This is a genomic window from Micromonospora parva (assembly GCF_040649675.1).
Classification (GTDB): domain Bacteria; phylum Actinomycetota; class Actinomycetes; order Mycobacteriales; family Micromonosporaceae; genus Micromonospora; species Micromonospora parva.
Genome location: NZ_JBEZFX010000001.1, coordinates 1,013,171 through 1,026,736, shown reverse-complemented (window position 1 = coordinate 1,026,736; position 13,566 = coordinate 1,013,171). Strand labels below are relative to the sequence as shown.

Below are 13,566 nucleotides of genomic sequence, written 5' to 3'. Positions count from 1 at the left end.
GGGGCGCTGGGTCGCCTGGCTAGGGTGCAGTGCGGCTGACGTGGGCAGAGTGGGGGCACCGTCTCGGGTTCCGGGGTCGCCGAAACTTTCGGAGTTTTTCGGGATCGTGGGTGGACCCGTGGGCGGCAATTGCCTCACCGGGTCGCCTGTGCCGAACCTGGCGCTGTCGGCAGCCGTGCCGGCGACCCGGCTCGGTGCAACGGGCATGAATGGAACCGGCGGCGGGTCGGAGCGGGCCGGTTGACTTGGCCGCCTCGATTGATCGGGCCGGGGAGTGGGCTGATCGTCGCCCGGCCCGGCCCGGCCCGGCCCGGCCCGGCCCGGCCCGGCCCGGCCCGGCCCGGCCCGGCCCGGCCCGGCCCGGCCCGGCCCAGCCGGCGGCCGTTGGCTCTCTTCCGTGGCCGCCGGTGTGGGCGGGGTGCGGTACCGCAGTGCCTATGGAGCTGATGCCGCAAACGAATCAGGTGAGGGAACCCGTGGGGGTGGTGTCGCGACCAAACCCGCGCGAGGGGACCGTGCGGAGGCGGTGTCGTGGGGGACCGCGCGGAGGCAGTCCTCGGCCCAGACGGCGAGGCTACCCGTCGAGCTGTCGTGGGTGATCGTGCGGAGGCGGCGTCGTGGGTGATCGTGCGGAGGCGGCGTCGTGGGTGATCGCGCGGCGGTGATGTCGTAAACGATTCAGCTCCGAAGGCGCGTCGTGCCACCTGCGCCACCTGGCCGGCGGGCCTGGACCACCCTGAACGGTCGTGGCCGGTCAGCGGGCCGCGCGCGTGCGGCCGCGTCCCGAGTCGGCGTAGTTGGTGGCACCGACATTCGGCGAGGGGCAGCTCGTCGGCGCTGATTCGTCGGACGACGCACCCGGGGGTGCCCGAGCGCCCTGGCCGATCTGCCCGGTCCGGGCGCATTTAGGCATAGACGCCCCCCAATTGACGGTTGCATTGGTCAGACGTGTGACCTACGCTCCCACTAAGAATTTCGGGGCGGTTAACAAAGAGTGCGGTCGGGGCGACGAAAGTCCCCGCCGGCCTTGGTGGCGTCCCTGTTCCGTACTCGTCGCTCGATACCCGCATTGGGCACCCACACGTCGACGACCAGTGAGAGGAACAGACGTGAAGTCAGCCATATCCACCGCGCGAACGTCATTGTTGGCGGTGGCGGCGCTTGTCGCCGCCACGCTGCCGGCCGTGCTGGCACACCAACTGCCGGCCTCGGCCGCAGTCCAGGCGACCTACTATGTGGCCCCGGACGGCAACGACGCCAACCCAGGCACGTTGCAGTCCCCGTTCAAGACGATTCAACGGGCCCGGGACGTCGTCCGCCCGATAAGCGCGAACATGACCGGCGACATCAACGTCTATCTCCGTGGCGGCACCTATCCGGTGAGCAGCACGATCGAATTCGGGGCGAGCGACTCCGGCACCAACGGATTCCGGGTCAGCTACGGGGCCTACTCCAACGAGAAGCCGATCCTTGACGGTGGCGTCCAGGTGACCGGGTGGACCCAGCACAGCGGCAACATCTGGAAGGCGCCCCTCGACCGCGCCAACAAGCTGCGGGCGCTGTACGTCAACGACAAGCGCGCGGTCATTGCGACCAAGACGGTCAGCTCGGGCGGGTGCTTCGGGACGTACAACATCACGGCCGGCCAGGCCGCGTGGGCCTGGGAGTCGGGGTCGCAGTGCGACGGCGCCAGGTACAACCAGAACGACTTCCCCGCCATCGCGCGCAACCAGGACGACATCGAGATCGAGACGGGCACGACCTGGACCACGGCCATCGTCGGCGTCCGGCAGGTGACCACCGACGGCGCGAACCGGGTCGCCCTCTTCCAGCAACCAGGTGCGGCCATCGCCCAGGGCGCGTTCAACGGCAACGCCCAGGTCGGCGGCACCCACAAGCTCATGAACGCGTACGAGTTCCTGGACGCGCCCGGCGAGTTCTACTTCGACAAGGGCACCAAGACGGTCTACTACTACAAGGCCAGTGCCGAGAACATGTCGACAGCGACGGTCTACGCGCCGAACAACGTCACCACGGTGCTCCGCGTCGCCGGCACCTCGACGACCAGCCATGCCCGCAACATCACGTTCTCCGGGCTGACGGTGCGGCACTCGGACTGGAATCTGTTCAACGTCGCCGGATCGTCCTTCAAGCAGGCGCAGCAGGGCAACCTCGGCGCGCAGGTGTACGCGAAGGGCAACTTCCACGTCTACTACTACCGCAACGTGGATGTCACCCCCGCCATCGTCCAGATCCAGAACGCCGACGGCCTCCTGCTGCAACGCAACCGGATCGAGCACACCGGCGCCGACGGGATCAGCATGGTCAACGACGTGCAGGGCACTCAGTTGATCGGGAACGCCACCAACGACATCGCCGGGTCGGCCATCAATGTCGGCCATCCCCAGCACGTCTACATCGGAGACGGCACGTCGACCAACCGGGAGAAGTACTCCGCGTCGGTCGAGGGGCTGCCGAAGAACATCGACATCAAGAACAACTACCTGTACGACAGCGCGGTGCTGTTCAACGGGCACAGCCCGATCTCGGCGTACTTCGCCGACACCCTCACCATCCAGCGCAACCGGATCGAGAAAGCCCCGTGGTCCGGCATCACGCTCGGCTGGGGCTGGTGGAACTTCGACGGATCGTCGGGCTCGATCGTGCCGAACCGACCGACCACGACGGCGCGCAACAACACCATCAGCTACAACCACATCATCGACACGGTGCAGCGACTCAGCGACACAGCGCCCATTTACACGCTCGGTAGTCAGCCCGGAACGACCATCACCAACAACTACCTCCAGGGTGTTCCGTCCGGCCACAAGTACGGCCTGCACCCGGATGAGGGATCGGCGTTCATCACCTTCCGGGACAATGTCCTGAGCATCGACAAGAACGTCACCTGGATGATCAACTCAGACGACTTCGGGCGGAAGCACGACCTGAGCATCACGCAGATCTACGGGCCGATCAACAAGGTCTCGAACAAGAACCTGCCGAACAGCACGATCGGCGACATCATCGTCTCCTCGGATTATGTCTGGCCGGCCACGGCGTACGGAATCGCCGCGAATTCCGGTCTGGAGGACGCGTACCGGGACATCATTCCGGCGAGCAATTTCTCCGCGCCGAACTACGTGCTGCCGGCCAGCACCTTCGTCACCAGTGCCACCGCGTCGATCCCGATTCGCAGCACCGGCGACGCCGCCAAGTCGGTCTGGCTGGCTCCGTACGGCACCACCACCTTCACCGCCGGCGCGACGATGACCAGGGCGTCCGGCACCGCGACGTCCATCGCCGTGCCGAGCACCCAGGGCGAGTACCGGCTCTACGTCGTCGACGCCCAGGGCAACCGGTCGGCCGAGTCGACGTCGATCGTCCGGCAGCAGCAGGGCGGTGGCAGCGGTACGGGCAACGGGCAGCTCGTGGGTGGCCAGTCCGGCCGCTGTGTCGAGGTGCCCAACTCCTCGACCACCAACGGCACCCAGACCCAGCTCTGGGACTGCTCCACCGCCAGCAACCAGCGGTGGACCCAGACCGCCAGCAAGCAGTTGACCGTGTACGGCAACAAGTGCCTGGACGCCTCCGGGGCCGGCACGGCCAACGGCACCGCGGTCATCATCTGGGACTGCCACGGCGGCGCGAACCAGCAGTGGAACGTCAACGCCAACGGCACCATCACGAACGCCCAGTCCGGGCTCTGCCTCGACGCCAATGGCGCTGCCACCGCCAACGGCACCAAGATCATCCTCTGGTCCTGCAACGGCGGCACGAACCAGCAGTGGACGCTGCGTAGCTGACCGACCAGACCCCGGGGGCCAGGCCGACACGGGCCTGGCCCCCGGCTGCTCGTGACAGCCCGAGTTGTCACAGGTCCGGCGCCTGGCTCGGCGCCGCCGACGTCGCTAGCTGGCGGGCTCCGGCGTGGTCTCGGCCGGCTCGGCGGCCTCGGCGTCCTTGGCGGGCTCCTGCTCGTCGGCCACCGTGACGCGCGCCGGCTCGGTCCAGGAGAACTCGATCTCGACGGACACCTCCGTCTCGCTCTCCCGTTCGATCTCCAGCTCGCAGCGCACCGTGTCCGCGACGGTCACCGCGCCGGCCGCGCCGTAGAAGAGCCGCCCGTCAGACTCCAGCTGGTTCGCCAGCTGGCGCAGCCAGGCGGCCAGGTCGGAGCGGGACACCGTACGGGAATCCTCGTAAATATCCATGCCGGCAATGCTCGCACTCCACAAAGGACAACCAGTGAAGGGCTTCGGCTCCACCCGGTGGTGCTGGCATGGTATGGATCTTGTCGGTGGCGATCGTCCGGATAATGCCGGCTCCGGAGGTGCTACCGGGCCGCGTGCGGGTAATGCTGGGCGATGACATCAACCTGGAAGCCCCACGAGAAGCACGGCACCCTGTCGGACAAGGACAAGCGCGAGCTGCCGGAGAGCGTCTTCGCGTTCCCCGGGAAACGCAAGGAGCCGATGACCGACGCGGGTCACGTCCGCAACGCCATCGCCCGGTTCGACCAGGTGCAGGGCGTCACCGACGCCGACCGCGACCTGGCCTTCCAGAACATCCTCGCCGCGGCCAAGCACTACGGCGTCGACGTCGCCGAGACGAACTGGCGTCAGCTGGGCAAACTACCGCACACCCCGAATCCCGCCCACTAACCGTCATTTCGCCTTCAATGCGGCGAGGACGTCGAGGTAGTGCGGGTTCTGCATGACACCCAGCACGTTGCCGAACGGGTCGACCACCGACGCGGTGATGAACCCGCCGTCCCCGTGCGCGGTGATCGGTTGGTACTCGGTGGCGCCCATCGCCAACAGCCGCTCGACGGTCGCATCGAGGTCGTCGACGTGCCAGTGCATCACCACGCCGCCGGGCCCGCTCGCCGCGCCGGCCGGCCCGAACCTGCGGTCGATGATGCCCAGCTCGGCCTGGTAGTCCCCGATGCGGAACTCGGTGTAGGCCGGGCGTCCGTCGGGGCCCGGGCGCATGAAGTACGCCTCGACGCCGAGGAGGTCCGCGTACCACCGTGTGGCCGCTGCCACGTCGTCCGCCCAGATGTTGAGTGTGGCAAATCCGCGCAGGCTCATGGGTTGTCCTCTCGTCGATGGCGGTGGTGCCGGGACGGGGTGATGTCGACGGTACGCGTCGTCCCGGGCCGGAACCGACACCGACGGGCGGCATCTTTCGTCAGCTCACGGGTAGTCCCCGCCATTGCCCGTACGAGTGGCGGGGGACAGCGTGGAGAGCTACCCGGCAGTCGAGAACCACGGTCTGATCGGTGATCTGCAGACCGCTGCACTGATCAGCACGGACGGCACTGTCGACTGGTTCTGCGCGCCCCGCTTCGACTCGCCGAGCGTCTTCGGCGCGCTGCTGGACCGCCGCAACGGAGGCCACTTCCAGCTCTCGCCCGACGGTGTCGACTACACGAGCAAACAGCTCTACCTGCCCGGCACACCAATCCTGATCACCCGCTTCCACACCGCCGACGGTGTCGGTGAGCTGCTGGACTTCATGCCCGTGACGGGAGCGCAGGCCACCGATGAGCACCGGTTGATCCGGCTGGTCCGGATGGTGCGGGGGACCATGCGGTTCCGCGTCCAGTGCCGCCCACGGTTCAACTACGGGCGCGATCCGTTCGAGCTGGAGGTGCACCCCGAGGGTGACCTCTTCCGGAGCCCGACGCTGACCTTCAGCCTCGCCGCGTTCAAGGACGTGGAGCGGGCGTTCCACGTGGGGGACTTCCACCGCGACGCCGACGGCGTGTCCGCGCGGTTCACGCTGCACGCGGGCGACATCGGCGGGGTTGCCCTGGAGACGGTCGGCGCCCCGCGCGCGCCCCGCGCACTCAGCACCGAGCAGGCGTGCGACCTGCTCGCCGAGACCCGTGACCACTGGCGACGGTGGGTGGGTGGTTCCCGCTACAAGGGCCGCTGGCGGGAGGTGGTCGAGCGGTCGGCGATGACCCTCAAGCTGATGACGTACGCGCCGACCGGCGCCCTGGTCGCCGCGCCCACCGCGGGGCTCCCCGAGCAGATCGGCGGGCAGCGGAACTGGGACTACCGCTACACCTGGATCCGGGACGCGTCCTTCTCCGTGCACGCGTTGCTGCGCCTGGGCTTCACCGACGAGGCCCAGAAGTATCTGCTCTGGCTCAACGCGCGCATCCGTGAGGCACGCGACGGCGCCATGCCCCTGCAGATCATGTACCGCATCGACGGCTCACCGGACCTCCCCGAGGAGGTGCTGGGCCACCTGGAGGGATACCGCGGCTCGGCGCCGGTGCGGATCGGCAACGGCGCGGCGGACCAACTCCAACTCGACATCTACGGCGAGGCGCTCGTCTCGTTGGAGCTGGCCGACCGCAACGGCCTGATCGCGCCGTACGACGGGTGGCGCAAGACGGCCGGGTTGATGGACTGGCTCTGTGAGCACTGGAACCAACCCGAGGACGGCATCTGGGAGACCCGGTCCGGTCGGCAGGACTTCACGTACGGCCGGGTGTTGTCCTGGGTCGCGCTGGACCGGGCCATCCGCATCGCGCGACGCCGGGGCCGCCCCGGCGACATCGCCCGCTGGTCCGCCGAGCGTGACGCCATCTACGAGCAGGTCATGACCCGTGGTTTCCACAGTGGGCGACGCGCGTTCGTGCAGCACTACGGTTCGGACATCCTGGACGCCTCGTTGCTGGCGATGCCGGGGCTGAACTTCATCTCGCCCACCGATCCGATGTGGGAGTCGACGCTGCGCGCCATGGACACCGGTCTGGTCTCCGACAGCCTGGTCTACCGCTACGACCCGAGCGCGTCGCCGGACGGTCTCGCCGGCACCGAGGGCACGTTCAACATGTGCACCTTCTGGTACGTGCAGGCGCTCGCGCTGGCCGGCCGAGTCGACGACGCCCGGTTGACGTTCGAGAAGATGCTCACCTACAGCAACCCGCTGGGCCTCTACTCCGAGGAGATCGCGCCGACCGGCGAGCAGATCGGCAACTTCCCGCAGGCGTTCAGCCATCTGTCGCTGATCAGCACGGCGACCCACCTCGACGAACTGCTCGACCAGCAGGGCTGAGCGGTCCCGGTCAGAACAGGGTCAGCGGCTCGACCGGGATCGGCTCGGGCAACGCGGCGAGTCCCGGTACGCGCGCCCGTACCTCGTCGTGGAACCGGCGGGCGAGCGCCGGTGCGTCGGCGTTGTCCGGGGTGTGGATGAACACCGTCGGGGAGCGCCCCTCGTGCAGCCAGGTGACTGTCACGTCGATCCAGCGCTGCCATCCCTCGACGGTGCGCGTCGGGTCGTCGCGACCGAGGTAGCGCACGATCGGCCGGTCGGTGAGCGCGAGCGATCGCAGCGGCACGCGCGGTTTCTTGGTCCAGGCGTCCCGTTCCGCGTCGCTGGTTGGTGGGCTGGCGAAGAAGGCGGTGGTGTCGAAGGGGATCCATTCGGCGTTGGCGGCGGCGAGGGTCGCCCCGAGCAGTCGGGCCGGGTGGGCGTCGGTGAAGAACGCGGGATGGCGGACCTCCACCGCGTACCGGTGGGACTGCGGAAGCTGCTGCAGGAAACGGCCCAGGGTCGGGACGTCGCCGGGCGCGAACGAGCCGGGTAGCTGGATCCAGAGGGCGTGGGCGCGCGGGCCGAGCGGTTCGATCGCGTCCAGGAAGGCGCGCAGCGGTTCGCCGACGTCGGTGAGCCGCCGTTCGTGTGTGATGACCTTGGGGAGCTTCAGGACGAAGCGGAAGTCGGAGCTCGTCTGGGCGGCCCACGAGGCGACGGTGTCCCGGGTCGGGGTCGCGTAGAACGTGGTGTTGCCCTCCACCGCGTCGCACCAGCTGGCGTAGTGCCGCAGGCGCTCCGTGGGCGGCAGCCGGTGGCCCGGCCACGACCGGTGACTCCACATCGCGCACCCCACGTGCAGACGCATGACCCGCCCTTCCCGCCGGTGACCGCGTTCGACCGGAGCCCACGGTATATGGGCCGGCGACGGGGCCCCGGTGTGGCGGGTAGGGTCCGACGCCATGCGCGTGCTGTTCGCCAGTCTTGCGTCAGTCGGTCACACGTATCCGTTGATCCCGCTGGCGATCGCCGCCCGGGACGCCGGGCACGAGGTCCACTTCGCCGCCGGTACGGAGGTGCACGCGCCACTGGCCGCGCACGGCCTGCGGCCGTTCCGTCCCGGCGACGCCTTCTACGAGGTGTACGCCGAGGACCTCGCACCGGAGTTGGCGCGCCTGCGGCCGGACCTGGTGGTGCACGAGTGGGGGTTGCCGGGAGCGGCGGTGGCGGCCCACCGGGCTGGCATCCCGGGTCTGTGGCACGGGTTCGGCCGGATGTTTCCCGAGGGCATCGGTCTGGAGCTGCCCACCAGGAACGCCGAGGTCGTCGGTCGACCGCACCTGGACATCTGGCCGCCGTCGCTGCAGGACAAGGACTTCCTTGCCACCGAACGCCGGATCGAGCTGCGACCGGTCGCCTTCTCGACGCCGGCTCCGCTGCCCGAGCGGGTGAGCCGTCGGACCCCCCGCCCGTTGATCTATCTGACCCTCGGTACCGCGTTCGGCACGCCGGAGCTGCTGCGCACCGCCATCGCCGGTCTGGCGGCGCTGGACGCGCAGGTGGTGGTCGCGGCCGGCCGGGTGCCGGTGGAACAGCTGGGCGAGATTCCCGACCAGGTCAGCGTCCACCGGTGGGTGTCGCAGGCGGAGCTGCTGCCGCTGGTCGACGTGGTGGTGCACCACGGGGGCAGTGGCACCACGCTCGGCGCGCTCGCGGCGGGCGTACCCCAGCTGTTGTTGCCGCAGGGCGCGGACCAGTTCGCCAACGCGGAGGTGCTCGCCGCCGCCGGGCTGGGTCTTCGGCTCCTCCCCGGGGAGGTGGACGCTGCTGCGGTCGCCGAGCAGGTCCACCGGCTGCTGCCGCGGCGCGGCACCGTCGGGCAGCGCGACGCGGCCCGCGCGGTCGCCGAGGAGATCGCCGCCATGCCGTCCCCGGCGTCCGTCGCCCGACGCCTACCGGAGTACGCCCGGACGGGTGCGTGACCGGAGACAGGATCGTCAACCCAGCGTTGACGCAGGGGGGTCGTCAACCTATAGTTGACGCATGACGGAACCCAGCGAGATGAGCAACGCGCTGAAGCTCGACGACCTCATTCAGTCGATCAAGAAGCTGCACACCGACGCGCTCGACCAGCTCACCGACGCGGTGCTCGTCGCCGACCACCTCGGTGAGGTCGCCGACCACCTGATCGGGCACTTCGTCGACCAGGCCCGGCGCTCGGGCGCCTCCTGGACCGACATCGGCCGCAGCATGGGGGTCACCAAGCAGGCCGCCCAGAAGCGCTTCGTGCCGAAGGCGACCGACGCGGCCGCGCTCGACCCCAACGCCGGCTTCGGCCGGTTCACCCCGCGCGCCCGCAACGTCGTGATGGCCTCCCAGGAGGAGGCCCGCGCCAGCGGCAACGCCGAGATCGGCCCCGAGCACCTGGTGCTGGGCCTGCTCGCCGAGCCGGACGCGCTGGCCGCCAGGGTGATGGCCGGTCGCGGGGTCACTCCCGAGGCGGTGCGCGAGGCGGTCGCAGCCGTCCTCCCGCCGCGGTCCGAGCAGGTCCCGGACCTCATCCCGTACGACGCACGCGGCAAGAAGGCGTTGGAGCTGACCTTCCGGGAGGCGCTGCGTCTCGGGCACAACTACATCGGCACCGAGCACCTCCTGCTCGCCCTGCTCGAACAGGAGGACGGCGCTGGTGTGCTCACCGACCTCGGCCTGGAGAAGGCAGCGGTCGAGACCGACCTGGTCGCCGCCCTCGCCGCGGCGGTCAACGCCACCAGGGCGGTCAACGACGCCGAACCAGGTGACGACGCCCGATAGCCCGACGCCGCCATCGGTCAGCGGGCCGGGAAGGCCCGCTGACGCGGGTCGGTCAGGAGACGTCGGGGAAGCCGTACCGCAGGGCGTGCTCCGGATCGGTCGGGTCGATCTGGCGTACGCCCGCGTCGGCGAGGCGCTTGTTGACCTCGTCGAGCTGCTCGCGCACCAGCCGCGCCTCCTCCTCGGTGACCCGACCCCGGTGCGGCTTTCCGGCGTGCTCCAGCGTGCCGTAGTCGATCTTCTCGGCGCTCTTGCGGGCCTTGGGAGGGCGGACCCGCTCGGCCGTCTTCAGCAACTGCGCCATCGGCACGTCGGTGGCCATCGCGTCGAACTCGCTGGCCGTCAGCACCACCCGGCGAGGCTCGCCGCCACCGTGCCGGTCGTGGATCTCGACCACCGCCACGTCCAGCGCGGCGTCGTCGATGTTCTCCACCTCGCCCGGGGTGGCGTCCAACTGCACGGGCCCGGCGACCAGGTCCGGGTGCTCCAGCACGACAACGCGGACCACCTCGTCGTCCTGCTGCAGAACCGTGCCGGTGAAGTCGGAGACGTGGATCGTCTTCTTGCCCATGCGCGGAGCTTCTCCTGTCGTAGGCCGGGATGAGGGACCACAAGAAATTACCCGACAGGTGTGCGAAAGCCGCCGCTGGACCTCCTCCGGTGTGTCGCCCCCCGTACTCCCCGGCGGTCGCCGTGACGGCCGGCGTCAGTGGGTGTTCAGGCGGTGCCGACTGGAGCTGCCGGCGGGCAGCTTGTTCAGCCCGGCCCACGACAGGTCGCCGCTGCCGATCGTCCGGGGGTTCCGGTAGCGCGGCTGGGGCGGATTGCCGCCGACGGCCTCCGCCGCCCGCCAGAGTCGCTCGGGGTCCTGCTCGTACTGGTCGTTCGGCTGAATCGGCATGCGTTCACCGTCCCAAAGAAAGGTGTCCAGGTATGGAAATACATATGACGGTCGATTTGTGCTCCTGGTTCCCGTACCCCTTGCCCACTCGGCTCTGACGTATCCTGCGCCCGGCCCCGCCGTCCGGGCGTACGGTGATCCACGACGGGTCGGGTGACCGGGGAGGTGCGCATGCTCGACCGGCGACTTCACCTGCACCTGGCCAGCTGGCTCGGCCAGTGGCCGGCCGGGCCGGGGTTGCACGTGGTCGCCTCGCAGCGGCGGGCCAAACCGGCCTGGGATGGCCGACTGCGCCCCGCGCTCGCCGTGGACACCGGGCGCAGCGCCGTGCTCTCCGTGGCGCCGGACCGCGTGGCGGCGATCCGCGCGCTGGCCCGCCGTACGCCGAACCGCCTGCTCGCCGCGCTGCCGGAGGCCGTCGGCCGGCCCGAGTTCTGCGTACACGACGGCCCCTTCCGGTGGAGCGTGGCCCCCGCGCCGCTGCCCGATGTGGGGGAGTGGACCGAGCCGACAGCTGCCGGGCTGCCGCCCTGGCTGCGGCTCTTCGATCGGCCGGTGCTCGTGGTCCGTGCCCCGGACGGCGCCTACCTGGCCGGTGCCGGGATCAAACGACACGACGCGTACGGGCACGAGTTGGCAGTTGGCACCGTGCCGGCCGCCCAGGGGCGCGGCCTCGCCCGTCGACTGGTGGCCCAGGCGGCACGGCGGGTGCTCGACGAGGGTGCGGTGCCCACCTACCTGCACGAGCGGGACAATCACGCCTCGGCCCGGGTCGCCGAAGCGGCCGGGTTCCCGGACCGGGGCTGGCGCGCGTACGGGGTCTATCCGCGCTGACCCGCGCCCCCCAGCCCAAGCGGCCCGCGATCTTGCGTTTTCTGTTGCGACATAGCGGGCATTGGCCCGCATCTCGACGACCGAAACTGCAAGATCGGCGCGGATGGGTCCGTGGCTGAGTCGGCATTGGGCGCGGACCGTGGATCCCGGGCCGGATCCACGGTCCGCAACCTCCCCCCAGGCCCCGGTTCCGGTGTAACGGCCTCGCCCGGGGGCGAGCCGCTACGTGTCGATCACGCTACGTATCGAGAAGGCTCGGGGCAAGGTTGAAGCTGTCGGTTCGGAGTGTCGAGAAGTGGACTTGACCTGCTTCTTCGCCCGATCGAGCGGGTCGGCGGGTCAGTGACGGAGCGTGCGAATGAGGTCGAGCACCGATCGGGGAACGGATGGCTCAGCCGGCCAGGCCGAGCGCCTCGGCGGCAGCGCGACCGTTGGCGTGGCTCGCTCCGTAGGTGGTGACGAAGGCGCGGACGCCCGCTGGCCGCCACTGCGCCGGCCAGCCCATCTCCACCACTGTCACCGGGTGCTGCGCGGCCAGGTCGGCGATCAGCTCCGGGCCGCCGGGCAGCCGGTGCAGGTGTCGCCCGACCAGCACGATGGGACGGTCGCCGGCCAACCCGCGCAGCGTGGCCGGGTCGGTCTCGGTGGCGATCACCCGGATTTCCGGCACCCCGTCCAGGTGCGGACCGAGGCCCCACGGCACCCGGCCCTCGGCGATCGTCGACTCGGTGTGCAGTTGCACCACCAGTGCCTGGTCCAGGCCGGTGAGCAGGCCGTCCACCCGGATCGCCCGGCGCGCCGCCGCGTACCCCAGGTCGGCGTCCTCGGTGCCCGGCGACCCGCTGGCGGCCCGGGTCCAGGCGGCGAGATCGGCGGCGCGACCGGCGGCCTCCTCGACCCGGGCCATCGCGAGCCGGCCGTCGGCGAGCGCGTCGACGATCTCGGCGGCCACCCGTTCGACCAGCTCGGCGTCGACCCGCGCGCCGATGCAGAGCAGGTCGGCGCCCGCGCTCAGGGCCCGGACCGCGGCCGGCCCGACGCCGCCGGCGGCCACCGCGGCCCCCTTCATCTCCAGCGCGTCGGTGATGACGGTGCCGGTGAAGCCGTACTCGGTGCGCAGCAGGTCGACCAGGACGGCGCGGCTGAAGGTGGCCGGGTCGGCGCCGGTGAGTGCCGGCACCCGGATGTGCGCGGTCATCACGGCGCGAGCGCCGGCGGCGACGACGGCCGCGAACGGCGGTAGGTCCCGCTGGCGGAGCAGGCTCAGCGCGGCGTCCACGGTGGGCAGCTCGTGGTGGGAGTCCTTGACGGTGGCGCCGTGCCCGGGGAAGTGTTTGGCGCAGGCGGCCACGCCGGCGGCCTGCAACCCGGTCACGGCGGCGGCCGAGTGGGCGGCCACCCGCACCGGATCCGCGCCGAAGGACCGGGTGCCGATCACCGGGTTGTCGTCGGCGGTGTTGACGTCGACTGTGGGGGCGAGGTTGACGGTGATGCCGAGCGCGGCCAGTTCGGCGCCGATCGCCTGGTAGACCCGCCGGGTGAGTGCCACGTCGCCGATCGCACCGAGGGCGGCGTTGCCGGGGTACGGGCTGCCGGTGGCGTGCGCCAGCCGGGTCACGTCGCCGCCTTCCTCGTCGATGGCGATCAGCGCGTCCGGCCGACCGGCGCGCAGCGCGGCGGTGCTCGCCGCCACCTGGGCGGGGTCGTGCACGTTGGTGCCGAACAGGGTGTGCCCGGCCAGGCCGTCGGCCAGCAGGTCGACCGCCCAGTCCGGCGGGACCGGTCCCGGGTACGCGGCGAGGAGCGTGCCCAGCGCCAGCCGGCGCAGTCCTGGATCCAACCCCACGTGATCTTCCCCCTTCGGTGTCCCGCGGGTACGAAACGTCGTACCGGTGGTGGTCCTGGCCCTACCGACTTGGCCGAGCGTCCCACCGCCGGGTGGCCGTTACGCTACGGCTACC

Annotated in this window: 12 protein-coding genes; 6 read left to right on the top strand and 6 right to left on the bottom strand. The window is 70.4% G+C overall.

What is annotated here, in order from left to right; all coding sequences use genetic code 11:
• Window positions 1–1,109 precede the first annotated feature (1,109 nt).
• The gene (locus AB0C03_RS04565; protein WP_357634159.1) at window positions 1,110–3,806 is read left to right on the top strand and encodes an RICIN domain-containing protein; all 2,697 of its coding nucleotides are present in this window, start codon (window positions 1,110–1,112) and stop codon (window positions 3,804–3,806) included.
• Window positions 3,807–3,911: 105 nt separating this feature from the next.
• Here the strand turns inward: AB0C03_RS04565 and AB0C03_RS04560 are convergent, their stop codons facing one another.
• Window positions 3,912–4,214 (bottom strand): amphi-Trp domain-containing protein, encoded by a 303-nt coding sequence (locus AB0C03_RS04560; protein WP_210857979.1) that lies wholly within the window; start codon window positions 4,212–4,214, stop codon window positions 3,912–3,914.
• 153 nt (window positions 4,215–4,367) lie between these two features.
• Here AB0C03_RS04560 and AB0C03_RS04555 point away from each other — a divergent pair, with 153 nt between their 5' ends.
• On the top strand, window positions 4,368–4,664 hold the full coding sequence (locus AB0C03_RS04555; RefSeq protein ID WP_210857980.1) for a DUF6582 domain-containing protein: 297 nt from the start codon (window positions 4,368–4,370) through the stop codon (window positions 4,662–4,664).
• Between the two features lie 3 nt (window positions 4,665–4,667).
• On the opposite strand, the gene AB0C03_RS04550 is transcribed toward AB0C03_RS04555, so the two are convergent.
• On the bottom strand, window positions 4,668–5,093 hold the full coding sequence (locus AB0C03_RS04550; RefSeq protein WP_210857981.1) for a VOC family protein: 426 nt from the start codon (window positions 5,091–5,093) through the stop codon (window positions 4,668–4,670).
• Between the two features lie 151 nt (window positions 5,094–5,244).
• Here AB0C03_RS04550 and AB0C03_RS04545 point away from each other — a divergent pair, with 151 nt between their 5' ends.
• Entirely contained in the window at window positions 5,245–7,077 is a 1,833-nt protein-coding gene (locus AB0C03_RS04545) for a glycoside hydrolase family 15 protein (RefSeq protein ID WP_357634494.1), read from the top strand.
• A 10-nt stretch (window positions 7,078–7,087) separates the two neighbouring features.
• Here the strand turns inward: AB0C03_RS04545 and AB0C03_RS04540 are convergent, their stop codons facing one another.
• The gene (locus tag AB0C03_RS04540) at window positions 7,088–7,927 is read right to left on the bottom strand and encodes a DUF72 domain-containing protein (RefSeq protein WP_494407749.1); all 840 of its coding nucleotides are present in this window, start codon (window positions 7,925–7,927) and stop codon (window positions 7,088–7,090) included.
• Between the two features lie 94 nt (window positions 7,928–8,021).
• Between AB0C03_RS04540 and AB0C03_RS04535 the strand changes: the two genes are divergently transcribed.
• Window positions 8,022–9,041 carry a glycosyltransferase gene (locus AB0C03_RS04535; RefSeq protein ID WP_357634157.1) on the top strand — a complete coding sequence of 340 codons (1,020 nt, stop codon included), beginning with the start codon at window positions 8,022–8,024 and terminating at the stop codon, window positions 9,039–9,041.
• Between the two features lie 61 nt (window positions 9,042–9,102).
• Window positions 9,103–9,870 carry a Clp protease N-terminal domain-containing protein gene (locus tag AB0C03_RS04530; protein WP_357634153.1) on the top strand — a complete coding sequence of 256 codons (768 nt, stop codon included), beginning with the start codon at window positions 9,103–9,105 and terminating at the stop codon, window positions 9,868–9,870.
• A gap of 52 nt (window positions 9,871–9,922) precedes the next feature.
• Here the strand turns inward: AB0C03_RS04530 and AB0C03_RS04525 are convergent, their stop codons facing one another.
• Window positions 9,923–10,441: a hypothetical protein gene (locus tag AB0C03_RS04525; protein ID WP_030331132.1), complete on the bottom strand. Its 519-nt coding sequence runs from the start codon at window positions 10,439–10,441 to the stop codon at window positions 9,923–9,925.
• Between the two features lie 135 nt (window positions 10,442–10,576).
• Window positions 10,577–10,771: a hypothetical protein gene (locus AB0C03_RS04520; protein ID WP_030331130.1), complete on the bottom strand. Its 195-nt coding sequence runs from the start codon at window positions 10,769–10,771 to the stop codon at window positions 10,577–10,579.
• A 171-nt stretch (window positions 10,772–10,942) separates the two neighbouring features.
• On the opposite strand from AB0C03_RS04520, the gene AB0C03_RS04515 reads away from it, so the two are divergent.
• Entirely contained in the window at window positions 10,943–11,605 is a 663-nt protein-coding gene (locus AB0C03_RS04515; protein ID WP_210865181.1) for a GNAT family N-acetyltransferase, read from the top strand.
• 391 nt (window positions 11,606–11,996) lie between these two features.
• Here the strand turns inward: AB0C03_RS04515 and AB0C03_RS04510 are convergent, their stop codons facing one another.
• Entirely contained in the window at window positions 11,997–13,451 is a 1,455-nt protein-coding gene (locus AB0C03_RS04510) for a glycoside hydrolase family 3 protein (protein WP_030331125.1), read from the bottom strand.
• Window positions 13,452–13,566: the final 115 nt, after the last annotated feature.

What these genes read in the sequence shown, in the direction of transcription:
- AB0C03_RS04530 (WP_357634153.1), top strand. Translation starts at nt 9,103, where the DNA reads ATGACGGAACCCAGCGAGATGAGCAACGCGCTGAAGCTCGACGACCTC.
- AB0C03_RS04525 (WP_030331132.1), bottom strand. Translation starts at nt 10,441, where the DNA reads ATGGGCAAGAAGACGATCCACGTCTCCGACTTCACCGGCACGGTTCTG.
- AB0C03_RS04550 (WP_210857981.1), bottom strand. Translation starts at nt 5,093, where the DNA reads ATGAGCCTGCGCGGATTTGCCACACTCAACATCTGGGCGGACGACGTG.
- AB0C03_RS04535 (WP_357634157.1), top strand. Translation starts at nt 8,022, where the DNA reads ATGCGCGTGCTGTTCGCCAGTCTTGCGTCAGTCGGTCACACGTATCCG.
- AB0C03_RS04515 (WP_210865181.1), top strand. Translation starts at nt 10,943, where the DNA reads ATGCTCGACCGGCGACTTCACCTGCACCTGGCCAGCTGGCTCGGCCAG.
- AB0C03_RS04555 (WP_210857980.1), top strand. Translation starts at nt 4,368, where the DNA reads ATGACATCAACCTGGAAGCCCCACGAGAAGCACGGCACCCTGTCGGAC.
- AB0C03_RS04540 (WP_494407749.1), bottom strand. Translation starts at nt 7,927, where the DNA reads ATGCGTCTGCACGTGGGGTGCGCGATGTGGAGTCACCGGTCGTGGCCG.
- AB0C03_RS04520 (WP_030331130.1), bottom strand. Translation starts at nt 10,771, where the DNA reads ATGCCGATTCAGCCGAACGACCAGTACGAGCAGGACCCCGAGCGACTC.
- AB0C03_RS04560 (WP_210857979.1), bottom strand. Translation starts at nt 4,214, where the DNA reads ATGGATATTTACGAGGATTCCCGTACGGTGTCCCGCTCCGACCTGGCC.